At 63.3% G+C, this 14,356-nt stretch carries 8 protein-coding genes; 4 read left to right on the top strand and 4 right to left on the bottom strand.

Annotation, left to right across the window (positions count from 1 at the left end; all coding sequences use genetic code 11):
- Positions 1-46 precede the first annotated feature (46 nt).
- Positions 47-1,654 (bottom strand): multicopper oxidase domain-containing protein, encoded by a 1,608-nt coding sequence (locus IVB48_RS39205; RefSeq protein WP_247408506.1) that lies wholly within the window; start codon positions 1,652-1,654, stop codon positions 47-49.
- Between the two features lie 235 nt (positions 1,655-1,889).
- On the opposite strand from IVB48_RS39205, the gene IVB48_RS39200 reads away from it, so the two are divergent.
- The 3 genes from IVB48_RS39200 to IVB48_RS39190 are packed head-to-tail and all read left to right on the top strand — an operon-like array spanning position 1,890 to position 5,808.
- The gene (locus tag IVB48_RS39200) at positions 1,890-4,661 is read left to right on the top strand and encodes a molybdopterin cofactor-binding domain-containing protein (protein ID WP_247408504.1); all 2,772 of its coding nucleotides are present in this window, start codon (positions 1,890-1,892) and stop codon (positions 4,659-4,661) included.
- Complete coding sequence (locus IVB48_RS39195; RefSeq protein ID WP_247408502.1) at positions 4,658-5,182, top strand: (2Fe-2S)-binding protein; 525 nt, start codon at positions 4,658-4,660, stop codon at positions 5,180-5,182. Before IVB48_RS39200 ends, IVB48_RS39195 begins: the two co-directional genes overlap by 4 nt.
- An 8-nt stretch (positions 5,183-5,190) precedes the next feature.
- Positions 5,191-5,808, top strand: coding sequence for an Isoquinoline 1-oxidoreductase subunit (locus IVB48_RS39190; protein WP_247408500.1), 618 nt, complete (start codon positions 5,191-5,193; stop codon positions 5,806-5,808).
- Between the two features lie 198 nt (positions 5,809-6,006).
- Here IVB48_RS39190 and IVB48_RS39185 read toward each other — a convergent pair whose 3' ends face one another.
- Together IVB48_RS39185 and IVB48_RS39180 are read right to left on the bottom strand one after the other, a co-directional pair.
- Positions 6,007-6,693 carry an outer membrane protein gene (locus IVB48_RS39185; RefSeq protein ID WP_247361382.1) on the bottom strand — a complete coding sequence of 229 codons (687 nt, stop codon included), beginning with the start codon at positions 6,691-6,693 and terminating at the stop codon, positions 6,007-6,009.
- A 318-nt stretch (positions 6,694-7,011) separates the two neighbouring features.
- Entirely contained in the window at positions 7,012-10,149 is a 3,138-nt protein-coding gene (locus IVB48_RS39180; protein WP_247408498.1) for an autotransporter domain-containing protein, read from the bottom strand.
- A gap of 264 nt (positions 10,150-10,413) precedes the next feature.
- Here IVB48_RS39180 and IVB48_RS39175 point away from each other — a divergent pair, with 264 nt between their 5' ends.
- Positions 10,414-11,277, top strand: coding sequence for a helix-turn-helix transcriptional regulator (locus tag IVB48_RS39175; protein ID WP_247408495.1), 864 nt, complete (start codon positions 10,414-10,416; stop codon positions 11,275-11,277).
- A gap of 1,133 nt (positions 11,278-12,410) precedes the next feature.
- Here the strand turns inward: IVB48_RS39175 and IVB48_RS39170 are convergent.
- Positions 12,411-14,174 (bottom strand): HAMP domain-containing methyl-accepting chemotaxis protein, encoded by a 1,764-nt coding sequence (locus IVB48_RS39170; RefSeq protein WP_027569737.1) that lies wholly within the window; start codon positions 14,172-14,174, stop codon positions 12,411-12,413.
- Positions 14,175-14,356: the final 182 nt, after the last annotated feature.

The following is a 14,356-nucleotide window of genomic DNA, read 5'->3' as shown; positions in this document are numbered from 1 at the left end:
GGATCAGCCCCGCGCGCCGCCGAATTCGCGCAATTCGACCCGCAGCTTAGGCCTTGTAGACCTCCACGGTCTGCATCATGCCCATCTCCTCATGGTTCATCATGTGGCAGTGGAGCATGTAGACGCCGGTGAAATCGATGAAGCGCGAGCGGAACACGACCTGGCCGCCCTTGCGCTCCACGATCACGGAATCCCGCCATTCCGGCACCGCCAGTGCCTTGCCATTGGCCGAGATCACCTGGAACGGGTTGGTGTGGATGTGGAACACGTGGTCGTCATGCTCATGGGTGTTGACGATGGTCCACTCCTCGACCGCACCCAGCTTGACCCGCTGATCGATGCGGCCGGGGTCGAACTTCTTGCCGTCGACGAAGAACTCGAATTCCTGCCAATGGCCTGCGGCATCGGCCTCCGGCGCGGTCGCCGACAGCACCACCTTGCGGCGGTTGGTGATCTCGGAGTCCTTGATGGTCGCGAGCGGCGCCGGCGGCAGGGCCGGCGGCAGCTTCATGTCCATCGGCGCGCCTGAGACCACAACCCGCGCCAGCGGTCCCACTGGCGAAGGATGGCCCTGGTCGTACTGCGCCGCGTTGAAGGCGTAGGTGCCGGGGCTCCCTGCTTTCACCAGAATGTCCGCGCGCTGGCCGGGCGCGATCAGGACCTGCTTGAGCGGCTGCATGGCGCCGAGCTGGATGCCGTCATAGGCGATCGCTTGCAGATCGTGCTTTTCCAGGTCGAGCAGCATGTCGTCCTGATAGGCGGCATTGAGGATGCGCCAGCGCTGCACCTCGCCGGGCCGCATCTCGATCATTGGCCGGCGCTGGCCGTTAATGGCGAGAAAACGCGTCGCAGTCTCGGGAAACAGCGTCTCGAAATTCTCGACCATGCCGTTTGCATCGTAGACCACCTGGGTCAGCACCATGAGACGTTCGCGGGCGGTCGCGATCTCTGGAATTTCGGCGAAATCGCCCTCGATGACGACGGCGCCGACCATGCCGGAGGACATCTGGATGTCAGCGCTGCCGTGGTGATGTGGGTGATACCAGTAGGTGCCCCTGGTGTGATCGGCCGGCAGCGTTATTTCGATGTTGTAGCTGCGGCCCGGCGCCATCGAGCGCATGACGTTGTCGGAAATCCCGCTTGGGCTGGTATGCGCGCCGTGAAAATGGAAATTGGTGTTGTTGAACTGGTGCGGATGGCTGATGTCGGCCGGCAATCCATCGCGGTTCGGCGGCAGATCGTTGATCATCTTGATGCGCAGCGTATCGCCGGGCTTCATGCGCAAGGTCGGGCCGGGGCTGCCGCCTTCATAGGACCTGACATAGAGCCGGACGCCGCCGATCTGGCGATAGGCATAGCCGACGCGCAAGGTCGTGCTCAGCACGCCATTGACGGACCGCCGCACCTCGGGCTCGAGCAGCGGCTGGTCCATGGCGGGAACGGGCGTATCAGCGATCATTCCCATGGTCGGCGACATGTCCGCGGTGTGGGACGTGCCTGCATGGTCGTGCACGGCGTGCTGGGCATTCGCTGCACCTGCGAACAGCGACAACGCGCCCGCTTTGAGACCGCAATCCAGCAATTGGCGGCGCGACAATGTCGTCGTGCCCATGGTGCTGGTGACTGAAGACGCACCGTTCGGATCGTGCTGCATTTGAATCGCGCCCCCTGTTGCCGGACCGTCTTCCGTTCGATTCGATTTCAAAGCAAGCACGAAACCACAATTCGATCTGCGAGCGCACGACATTCAGCGGTTGTAAACCTTCTCACCCGTTCTATCGTCGCATGATGCATCGTGACGGATTCGCGCTGGCGCTGACCTATGCCCTCCGGACATCGCATGCTGGCCGCATCCCGATGTTCTCGAAACTCTGTACAAGGATATGATCATGGGGCCTTCGCGACGTGAGTTCGTGAAGTGGTTGTCGGCGGGAGGCATCTCGGTCAGCCTGTCACATCTGGCGTCCGCGGCGGGCGTGCCCTTCGCAGCGCACGAGACGCTGCCCGGACGCGGCAAGTTCAATCCGGCGGCAACGGGCGCCGGCCGCGTCGACGGCGTCGCCAAGGTCACCGGCGCAAAGCTCTACGCTTCCGACTTCCGCGCCAACGATCTGCAGGGCTGGCCACAGACCACCTCGCACGCGATCCTGATCCGCGCCAACGACGCCACGCATGTCTATACCGGACTGGACCTCGCCCGCCTCGGCGGCGCGCTCAAGCCGTCGGTGGTGGTGACAGCCGCCGATCTCGACCGGATCGGGACGCAGGTGCCGGAATTCTATGCGGGCGACCTGTTCTGTCCGATCGGCAAGACGCCGCTTTATCTGGGACAGCCGGTCGCGCTTTTGATCTTCGAAAAGTTCGACGCCTTCGACCAGGCGCGTCTCGCGCTGCGCGACGGCACGTTCGTCCAATTCGGCGAGGAGACCGGGCCTGTCGTCGTCCCCGATTACGGGGCCTTCCGCTTCACCCGCGTGGCAGGTCCCTCGCCTGACCAACCGGATGTCTATTCGCCGCTCCAGGCCGGCTGGGTCTCGCCCAAGAAGGTGCAGAGCGCGGCGCTGCCGGTGTGGTCACCGCTCGCGAAGGACATGCCGGCGGATTACGCCAAGGCGGCGAAACATGGCGAGCAGATCCGCGCCGAGCTTGCAGCGGATGACGCCTCCATGCTGGTGCTCGACCGCGAGTTCGAGACGCAATCGGTCGACCCGATGTTCCTCGAGCCGGAATGCGGGCTCGCCTGGTACGACGGCAAGGGCGGCAATCTCGAACTGCTGCTTGGCGTCCAGTCGCCCTACGAGGCGGCGGAGTCGATCGCGCATCTGTTCGGCAAGGCCCGCGCGCCGTACAAGCCGGCGCACATCAACGCGCAGTTCGCCCATGTCGGCGGCGGCTTTGGTGGCCGCGATCACACGCCTTTCATTCTCTATGTTGCGCTCGCGGCGGTCTGCTTTCCCGGCAAGCCGGTGCGGCTGGCCCATGACCGCTACCAGCAATTTCAGGCCGGCATCAAACGCCATTCGATCAAGATGCGCTCACGCATCGGCATCGATCGCGCGACCGGCAAGATCAAGGCGTTCGCCGCCGATCACGTGCTCGACGGCGGCGGGCTCGCCCATTTCTCGGCCAGCGTCGCAATCGTCGCGGCCACCGGCGCGATCGGCATCTACGACATTCCGAAGGTCGACGTTAGGACCGTCGCGGTGCACTCGCGCGGCGTGAGCGCAGGCTCGATGCGCGGCTATGGCATCCTGCAAGCCATGACGGCGCTGGAGGTCCTGATCGACGAAGCCGCGTCCGAGCTCAAGCGCGATCCGATCGATTTCCGGCGGCGTAACGCGCTGCCGCAGAACGGTCGGACCATGACGGGCAATCCCTACATCGTCTCGGTGCGCACGCCTGAAATCCTCGACAAGCTCGAGAAGCATCCGATCTGGCAGCAGCGGGCGCAGTTCAAGCAGACCTCGTCGGATCGGCTGGTCGGCACCGGCGTCGCCTGCGTGACGAAAGACTATGGCTCCGGCGCGGACGGCTCGCTCGGACGCGTGGAGCTTGGTCCCGACGGCAGGATCGTCATCTATTGCGATCATGTCGAGATGGGCAACGGCATCGGGACGGCGCTGGCCAACCGGGTCGCCGGCCATCTCGGCGCCATCGCCGATGAGGTCTCGGTCGCCCGCGTCGCCAGCTATGACGTACTCGGGCTGGTCACATCCGGCGATCCCTCAACCATGGACCAGAAGACCCAGGATGCCGCGGAGAAGAACCCGCGCTGGGTGCCCGCGATCAGCTCGCCAACGAGCTCCTCGATCGGCGCGCATGTCGGCACGCATTCCGCCGCGGAAGCCGCCCGCGTGATTTTCCGCTTCGGCCTGTGGCCCGCGGCGCTCGAGCTGTGGCGCATCGCAAAGACCGATCCGCGCGCGGGGCAATGGGCCAGCGCAAGCTGGCAGAACGGCCAGCTCATCATGCCCGGCCTCGAACCGCTCGCCCTCCCTGCGCTCGCGGCGACAGCTCACGCGCGCGGCTTCGTCACCGGTGCGGTTGCGCACAGCTTCTCGCGCTGGGCGTGGTCGCGGGCACGCTTCCCGCTGTCCGGCGAGCAATACCGCGCCGAGATCGACGCGCTGGCGATCCGCAAAGGCAACGGCAAGTTCGAGCGGATCAACCGCAGCAGCGTCAAGTTTCCGCCGACCGACAACAACCGGATCGGCACCGCCTACACCTCGATGTGCGGCACGGTCGTCCGCGTCGAGATCGAGCGCGCAACCGGCGCGCTTCGCATCGCCAAGGCCTATAGCGTGCTCGAATGCGGCACCGCGCTGGTGCCCGAGGTGGTGATGGGCCAGGCCCAGGGCGGCTTCGCCATGGGCGTCGGCTACGCGCTGCTCGAAACCCTGCCCCCGTTCGAGGGCGGGCCGGGCAATGGCGAATGGAATCTCGGGCGCTATCTGGTCGCACGCGGCTCCGACCTGCCGCTCCGCGATCTCGAGATCGAGATGCTGAAGCCGCTAGTACCAGACGAAGCGCCGAAGGGCATGGCGGAGGTCGTGATGATCCCGATCGTGCCGGCGCTGATCAACGCCATCCACGACGCCACCGGCCATCGCTTCCGCGCGCTGCCGGTCACCGCAAGCCTATTGAAGGGAGTGCTCGCGTGACGACCCTCAGCCTCACCATCAACGGCCAGAAGCACGGTCCGATGGACGTCCGCGACGATCTCTCGATGAACGATTTTCTGCGCGAGATGCTGGGCATGACCGGCACCAAGTTCGGCTGCGGCGCCGCGCAATGCCTGAGCTGCGCCGTCATCGTCGACGCGCCCGACGGCACCAGCACCACCAGCCCGACCTGCGTCGCGCCCGCCATGAATTTCGACGGCAAATCGATCCGCACCGTCGAGGGGCACGCGAGGGACGGCGAGCTCTCGACCCTGCAAAAGGCGTTCATCGCGCATTTCGCCTTTCAATGCGGCTATTGCACCGCGGGCTTCCTCAATGAGGGCCAGGTCTTGCTGGAGCGCCTGTCGCGGGCACCGGTCGCGCGCGAGGCGCTGGAGCAGACCATCGCGGATGCGCTCGACGGTCATCTCTGTCGCTGCACCGGCTACGTCAAATATCACGAGGCGGTGCGCGACGTGATCCTCGCCGACTCGAAGCGCTACCTCATGGCCACCAAGTGACACGCATCATGATCTCCGACGTGCGGTTCAAGATGATTGCCGTGGTCGCCGCACTCGCCGGCAGTCTCAGTGCGGGCTACGCGGCGTCGGAGACGGCAAGCCACGCCCTCGCCTCGCCCGAGAGCTTTGCTTCGGTCGGCGACACCGAGAAGCGTTCGGCCGCAATCTTCACTGAGCTCGGCAAGGTGCTGACGCATCCGCGCTGCACCAACTGTCATCCGGCCGGCGACAGGCCGCACCAGGGCGACAGTGCCCGCCTGCATCAGCCGCCGGTCACGCGCGGCGCTGACGGCCATGGGCTCGAGGCGATGCGCTGCAACACCTGCCACCAGAAGGCCAATTTTGAGCCCGGCCGCATGCCCGGCCATCCCGACTGGCACCTCGCCCCGCGCGAGATGGCCTGGGAGGGCAAGACCGTCGGCGAGATCTGCGAGCAGATCAGGGATCCCGCGCGCAATGGCGGACGCAAGGTGGAAGACCTGATCGACCATATCGGCAAGGACACCCTCGTCGGCTGGGCCTGGAAGCCCGGCTTCGGCCGCTCACCCGTGCCGGGCACGCAACAGCAGGCCGGCGCGCTGGTGGAGGCCTGGGTGAAGACGGGAGCGGCGTGTCCGGCGCCTTGACGACGTCGAAGCATGACAAAAAAGCTCCAGTGAAGCAGCAGTACGGTGACAGGGCATCGAGGCTTCACTCCTTCGACGCCGAGAAAATGCAAACCAACGCAGTGTGAAAAATAACTGAGGGGCTCCGTCGCCGGGGCCCCTCTTGCGTCTCGTTCTCAGCCAACGTCTGAAAGCTTCGTTCGCTTAAGCTTCGTTCGCTTAGAAATGATAGTTCACACCAGCGCGCACGACGTGCATGTCTGTTTTTTCGCTGACAGAGAAGCCGGTGCCTGGGGGAAGGCCAAATTGATCTAGGTTGAATGCGTCCTTGCCCAGGTCAACGTAAAGGTACTCGGTCTTCAAAGACCAGTTTTGTGCGATCATGTATTCGAAGCCGGCGCCGGCGGTCCAACCGAGTTTCGTATTCGTCCCGAGTGGAACGCCGCTGTTGGTTGTTGTCTGTCCATAGGCGAGACCGCCCGTCGCGTAAACGACGAAACGCTCCCACGGCAGGAAACCAATGCGTCCGCGAACCGTACCGAAATAATCCACCGTCGTGCCGGCGGCGCCGCCAAAAAGCGCGGGGATCCCGAGGCTGCTTTTCACATCGGTGCCCTGAATGTCAGCTTCGAAGCCATACAAGAACTGTGCGGCCTGCCAGTTGTAACCAAATTGGCCGCCGCCGAGAAATCCGTTCGACTTGAGGGCCAACACTCCGCTCCCGAAAGGAGACTCAGTGATGATTGCCGATTCACCGCCGCCATATCCGGCGTTCACACCGACGTAGAAACCTGTCCAATTGAAAACCGGAGCGGCATGGGCCGGCGCCTTTGCGTACAAGTCAGCGGCCGATGATGAGCCAACCATAGTCAGTAAGGCCACCGAGGCCATCAAGATCTTCTTCATTAAAGCCCACCTGTTTTTTAAGTTATCGACTGTATTCATAGCTTTCGAGAACGGTAGCAGTGCGTCCTCATCGTCACGCTCCCGACTCGTCTTTCAGTAAGAATGACGCTCGGTAGCAAGCAGACAGCGTCATTCGGGTCGGCGGCGCCCGCGCGCCGCCGCTTCTTCGCGATCTCAACAGCGCGCCAATCGATCTCATTTCTCAAGCGCACTCCGTCCCGGGAACGGAGTCCAATCGAAATTGTAGTTCACGCCGAGCGTCATCACGTGATCGCGCGGCCTGATCATTTCCGACGGCACCGCTGCCACCCGAGGAGTTCACCACGCATATCGCACCACGCCTTTGCCGGCGTAGCTGCGCGTCACGTTGGAGAACTCGCCTTCGAAAGTCGCGGCGGTCGACCAGCCGTTCATCCATTTGGTTTCGGCGGATGCGGTGAGAAGCGCGGAATCGGTAGCCTGCGGGGCGCCGTTGACGAAGAAGCTGGCGCCCGGCAGAGTCTGGAACGTCGCACCGATGCCGCGGTCGGAACTGAAGTCATGCGCCCAGGCCACGCGGCCGCGCAGCGTCAGCAGCGCGCTCTGCATGGCGAAGGATTTGTCGGTGCGCACGCCGAGTTCGCTGCGGGTGTCGGTCACGCTCTTCGCCGTATAAGCGAGCGTAAAGGTGTTGTTGCCCGAGATGACACCTTCCGCATAGGCCGGCAGTACGAACGTGGTGAACTGGCCCGCCCCGTAGGGCGTGAAGCCGATCCCGCCGATCAGGGGCGCCACGAAGCGGTAACCGCCCTCGACGCGGCCGGACCAGGCATTGGCGTTGAACTGCGCGCGCAGCCGATCGATGCCGGCAATGGTGACGGTGCGATCGGTGGTGACATCCTGCCAGCCATAGGCGAGTGCGCCGGAAACATAGGCGGCGCCGATAGTGTGCCGAACGAACGCGCCGGCCTGGAACAGGTCGGAACGCCCGGTGCCGTTATTGGCGACGCTGAAACTGGTACCGCCGCCGGCCAGCGAGAAGCCGGCGATGGTAAACGGCGAGAAGCGATAGTCAGCGCCAACAGCTGTGCCAAAGACCTGCGACGTCGCCGCATTGGAGCCGGTCACGTTGTTGCCATTCGTCGTTTGCGAGCCGCCGAAGCCGGCCGCCCACACGCTCCAGCGCTGCTGGAACGGCACCGCAGCTGGCGCCTTGGTGTAAATCGCCGCCAGCGCATCGTTCAGATTGCGCTTCTTCGCGGCAAAGGCGAGCGCTTCCTCGTCGGCATAACCGGGGGCGTTGCCGCCGGCAGTTCCGCCGTCATCGCGTCCGGCAATGAACGGGTCGGTCATGACGCCCATGAACTGGTTCATCGCGTTGAACGTGGATTGCTGCGATCCCGTTCCGGTCTCGCCGGCCGCCTGCGAGAGCCCCTTCGGCGACATGTTTGCGAACACTGCGGGAATGCCGCCGGTGGTGTTGAAGAACTTCGTCAGCGCGTCGCCGACCGCCTGCTGATTGGGGTTGAGGCCGCCTGGAATGCCAAAATTCAAGACCATGTCCAGGTAGACGTTGTTGGCATCGTAGCTCAACGTCGAAGAAAAGTTCGATGGCGCACTGGAAGTAATCACGCCACCGAAGGCACCGCTGACGCCGCCCGTCGCGGTGAGGATGATGTACTTTTTCTGCACATAGGTCCCGGGCGCAAAGCTGGCGCCCACCGCAGCGCCGCCAAGCGTCGCTGTACCGTTGACGACCGTGAATGAGGCCGTCGTGGGGTCGATTTGGACCAGATATTGCGCGGCCGCCTGGAACGCGAGATTGCCCGTTATCACCATCGACGAACCCGGCGTGCCGTTGCCAGGCGTAAACATGCCGGAGATCGTGCTGCTGGCGCCGGTCACCGTGCCGGTGCCTTGCAAAACGGCGAATGTCTGGTTGAAGCCGTTCAAATCCAGCGTCGCGCCGCCCGCGACCGAAAACTGATTGCTGGTCCCGAACGCGGCGGCGTGTCCGGCGCGCAGCGTTCCGCCGTCTACCATCGTTGCGCCGCTATAGGTGTTGGCCGCCGAGAGCACCAGCGTGCCGACGCCGTTCTTGTTCAGTCCCCATATTCCGGCCTCGACACCCGTGCCGCCAGAACCGGTCTGGTCGGCGATGCCGTCTGAAAGCGTTTGCGTCGCGCCGCCGCCGGGCTGGAAGTTGAGGATGCCGTTGCCTTGAAGGAAGATGCCGGCTCCGAAAGCAGAACCGCCACTACCCGCCGTGCCATTGTCCACGCCGCCAAAACCGTTGCCGCCCGTGCCGCCGACTCCCCCGGCGACGCTGCCGCCGTTGACGTTGAACGCGCCGGCGATCGTTAGCGAGCCGCCCTCCTGAACGAACATGGCGCCGCCCAATCCGGCGCCGCCGCCGCCGCCGCCACCTCCACCACTGCCACCGTTCGCCGCGATGCTGCTGCCGTTGCCACCGACGCCACCACCAAATCCTCTACTCCCGCCGGTTCCGGCCACCTCACCCAAATGGTCTGCCCCGCCGCCGCCGCCGCCGCCACCAACGCCACCAGCGCCTCCCTGATGGCCCGCTATCGAGTGACCCCCTGCGCCGCCGCCGCCAAATCCCCCCGAGCCGCCTCTGTCGTCCGCAGCACTATGAGTGCCGCCGCCGCCGAAACCGCCTTGGCCATTGCCGAATATGGGACTTCCGCCGATCCCGCCGGCACCTCCATCGCCGCCACCTCCGCCGTTAATGCCACCGGGGGAGCCGCCGAAACCCTGTCCGCCACTTGCCGCACCAACGACAATGCCCGCCCCGCCTCCGGCCCCTGTGTCGCCATCGGCGCCGCGTCCGACACCGCCACCGGCGAACCCGCCCACTGCATGGCCGCCGAGACCGCCGCCTGCGCCGCCGGCCGTTCCTGCGCCCGGCACGCCGTCACCGCCGACAGCGCCGGCGCCGCCGGTTGCGTTGTTGCCTGAAAGAACGACGTTGCTCACGGTCACATGGCCACCGCTCGCCACGAACAGCGCGCCGCCTGCACCGAGGCCGCCAGCGCCGCCCCCGCTACCGAATCCAACGTTGCCCCCGTCGCCGCCAAGCGCCTGGGTGTTCTGGATCGTCAGATTGTTAATGGCGACAGTGCCTGCGTAGACAAAGAACCCGCGCTGCACGCCACCGCCGTCCAGCCTGAAGCCGCCGCCATTCACCGTGACGTTGCTGGTGGTGTTGAAGGCGCTGAGCGTGTCGGCCGCTGCGCCAGTCAGCGTGATGTTGTTCTGGAAATTGATGACATAACTCGCGCTGGCATTGCTGTCGGCCTGCGCGATCGCCGCCGACAGGCTGGCACCGTCGGACACATTGATGACCGTCTGGGCGTGCGCACAGGTGCAACTGATCAGGGCATAAGCCGTGCCGCTCAGGAGAGTTGATCGCACCAGAAGCTCGCGGCGCTGTCGACGGGCAGGCGTATTCTTCACTTCATTGCTCCACCGCCGGCACCCTGGCCAGTGGAAGCTGCGAGTGCCGGAATAGCGCCTGACAGGACGAAGAAAGAGCCGGGCCATCGCCTGTCCGTCCGGCCTTCGCCGGGCCATCTAAGCCGGCGCGCGCCCGTCGTCGTACGCATCGCTGATCTCCCAATGTCGCTACGCTGAGAGAATCCGTCTTCCCAGTCACGGCGCCGAATATCGCGCCACTGGATAGGTCTGAGAACTACCTAGAAAGGTGGTTCGCCGTGCTTTATGTATGCCCGCGCAGGTCGGCGACCTCTGAGGTCAGAGAAACTCTGCACGCGCACTGGGAATGACATGCTTCTCTCCACGGATCCCATCGATCCGCAAAATCAAGACGTCTATGCACTCTGGGATCAACTGGCCGACTTCTCGGTAGCCGATGGTGATGCTGCGCTGACCCACCTGATGTCCGCACTGCGCACCATGTTGTCGGCACGCAATGTGCTGTGGGGCGTGGTCGTGCGATTGCCTTCGCCGAAGCGGGCCGATCCCCTGCTCGGCTGGCGTCCGCGCCTCGTCAGGGTGCTGGACCCGGTACCGGCGGTCGCGGCATCCGTGCAGAAGCAGTACGATACGCTCTGGTCGGACGACGTCGACCTGTCGCAGATCCTGTCAATGTCGGGCGATGAGCCGTTCCGCGTCCGTCTGCTGTTCGAAACGCTGCCGCCGGCATGGTTCGAGGGCAAGCACTATCGTCGGCACTATCTGGATGTCGGCTTCGCCGACAGCATTTCCGTGCGCATCGCACTCAATGACGATTTGAGGATTCGCCTGTTCGTGTTTCGTGATGCCCAGCAACCCCGCTTTACGGCACAGGACGGCCAGCGTCTGGGCTCCGTGATGCGCGCCTTGAGATGGTTTCACCGTCAACAATTGCTCAGCCATGGTCTGCTCATCGCCAACGCGCCCCTCACGCCAGCTGAACGCCGGGTGTTGCTCGGACTGCTCGCAGGGGACACGGAAAGGCAGATCGCGCAAAAGCTCGAGCAGAGTCCGAACACCACGCATTTTCACGTCAAGTCGATCTACGCCAAGTTCGGCGTGCGCAATCGCCAGTCGCTCGCCGCCCTGTGGCTCGGCAAGCTGCAATAAACGAACTCAAGTCCGCAGTTAACCCGGCCTGACACAGGTCGGTAGAGGCTGTTCTCAAACACGGACGGCGGGCCGATGCACCCCTTGACCGACGAGGAAATCGTTTGATGGGAGTTCTATACAACCGAAGCCCTTTGGTCTGTGGCGCGCCTCGCAAGTCAAAGAGCCGCTGCGGCACCGGGCTCTCGCGTGGTCGAAATTTCTTAGATCAGGACTTCGCAACTGACCCGGCCTTCCGGCGAAACCGCCACCGGTCGCAGCAGTCGAGCTTCGATGCGATAACCACGCGGCCCTCAATGAAATGCGCCGCTACTTCGCTGATGGTCCAAGAGCAGAAGTCGCAGTGCATGAGCGCGCCGACGCGGCAGCCTTACTCTTTGTTCTCAGTCCAGGTTTGCTCGCCGCACTGGCACTTGAACATGCGAACGATTCCACCGGTATCCGGGTTGAGCATCTTCACCGCGAGGGCCAGCCTTCGGCCACAGTGATTGCAGGGCTTGGTCGGATTTGGCTGATAGCTGGAAAAGACTTCGTTTTTGAAATCGCGGTCCACTGTACTGCACTCAGGTTGCGAGAATCACTAAGTTCCAACGTGCACAATTGTTCCGCAGATTGAACCAGGCGAGCGCGAATTCAACTGAGGCTGCGGGGGTTAAGTAGCCCCGGTGTCGCGCCGAGAATGAGAACAAATCGGCATAGAACGCGAACCTCCATGTCCTCTTGGGTCAACAAAGCCGGTTTGACTGGAGTCGTGGCACTTCCGGACTGACCCGAACTGCAGATAGATCGCTGCACGGCGTCCGGGCAATGCGAAGGGCCAACACCGGAAGTGTCAACTCACCACATGTATCTCACCACGCCGAACTGGCTCTCGGCTGCAAACTTCCGCTCTAACCTCTCGAGCCGACATGCATCGCACCGCGTCAACCGAAGCGATGGGCCAACAGAGGAAGTCAGCACGTCGATCACGATTCAAATCCGTGACGCCGCAAACTAGCGGCGGCCGGCAGGGACCATGCGCTCGCGAAAACAGAAGCCATCCTCCATAGAAGCTTTCGAGCTTTTGGTCTGCCTCGTTATTGAAGGCTTCATATCGCTCGAGTGCATTTGCCTCCAGATATCCGGGCCCAGGACTACGCAGCCCTCACTGTGCTAAGAAACTTGCCAACCTCCAGCTTGAGACGATTAGAATCACCTGAGAGTGACTGCGCAGCAGATAAAACTTGCGAGGAAGCCGACCCGGTCTCACTAGCTCCCCGCTGCACATCCATGATGTTGGAGGAGACCTGCTGGGTGCCTTGCGCCGCCTGCTGGACGTTGCGGGAAATCTCCTGCGTCGCCGCGCCCTGCTCTTCGACTGCTGCGGCAATGGTTGACGAAATCTCCGACAGCCGCTCGATGGTGCCGCTGATTTCCTTGATGGCGCTCACCGATTCCTGGGTCGCGGCTTGAATACCGGTGATCTGCTGACCGATCTCGCCGGTCGCCTTTGCGGTCTGCTCGGCCAGGGCTTTAACCTCCGAAGCCACGACTGCGAAGCCGCGACCGGCCTCGCCAGCACGGGCCGCCTCGATGGTTGCGTTGAGAGCCAGCAGATTGGTCTGGCCGGCTATGGTGTTGATCAGTTCTACCACATCGCCGATGCGCGCGGCAGCCTTCGACAACTCGCCGACTCGATCGTTGGTGGTGCGGGCCTGGTTGACGGCATCATTGGCCATTCGCGCCGATTCCTGCACTTGGCGGCTGATCTCATTGACGGACGACGTCAGTTCCTCAGTGGCGGACGCCACAGACTGCACATTGGTTGAGGCTTCCTCCGAGGCCGCAGCGACCATGGTGGTGAGCTCCTGCGCTCGCTCGGCGGTGGAAGTGAGCGTTGCCGCGGAGGCCTCGAGTTCGGTCGAGGCCGAAGACACGGTTTCGATGATCTCGCCGACAGCGCCTTCAAAACCATCAGCGAGCTTGATCATGTCCGCCTTGCGCTGCTGCGCGGCAACTTGGTCCTGCTTGATCTTGGCTTCGGCTTCCGCTTGGGCCTTCTGTGCCGACACCACCTTGAATTTCTCGACCGCTCCAGCGACCTGGCCAACCTCGTCCTTACGGCCGAGGCCGGGCAGCACCACTCCGAAATCACCCTCGGCAAGCTTCTCCATGGAAAGGCTCAATGCGCGCATGGGACGGGCAATGCTGAAAATCGAGAACACGCAGCTTGCGACCAACAATAACGCTGCCGACAGGCCGATCGCCAGCGACATGAGTTCGGCTGAAGCCATTTCCTTTGCGGCAGTGACATTGGCCTCATCGGCGCTGCTCTTCGAAAATTCAACAATTTTGTTGGCCAGCACCTCAACTTCGTTCGCGACGGGCAAAGTCACCTCGCGAGCGACGCGGACTGCCTCGTCGTTGAGTTTTGCGATCTTTGCAACAGCATCAGCCGGCAGTTCGCCGCCGGCGACGCGCTTAGCTTCGATCCCAATGATCTCGGTCTTGATCGCTGCGATCTGCTGGGCACCCTTGGCATATTCTCCAATACCGCCCTTGAGCTTCTCCATGCGTCCTCGATTTTCCGGGGAATGGCTCAGCTTCAACATCGCGTCGGCAAATCCGTGTGCCCGCGTCACCCGGGCCGCAAGGTACTCGCTCGCCGCTTTGAAGCTCTCGGGGCCATTGGCGAGGCGCATGTCGCGAAGGCCGATCTGCATGCCGCGCTGCGCCGCCTTCGCCTCTGCAGCAGTGAGCGCGATTGTCTGTTGCTCGGTCGCAGTCTGATTAGCTCTTTTAACCGCCAAGTTGCCGGACATCTGGGTGTAGATCATCAGGCCCACCAGAAGAATGCTCAGGGCCGAAGCGATCCCAAGCTTGGTTCCAATGCGCAAATTCTGGATCATGCCAATCATGTCGTTTCCTCAAAATGTGTTCAGCCCATCAACGATGTGCGGTCGGCAATTGATGATTTGGGGGGCGAGCGGCGGTGCTCTGCCTAAATCTGAGGCACGGCTGGTATTGTTAGTCTTAACATTCCGTTACGTAAAAATACGGATCCACCCTGCTCGCAATTTTGGGCGTCCTCGCCGGAACG

Source organism: Bradyrhizobium sp. 76 (assembly GCF_023073025.1).
Lineage (GTDB): Bacteria > Pseudomonadota > Alphaproteobacteria > Rhizobiales > Xanthobacteraceae > Bradyrhizobium.
The sequence above is the reverse complement of the archived record's forward strand: the minus strand, read 5'-3'. Positions and strand labels throughout refer to the sequence as shown.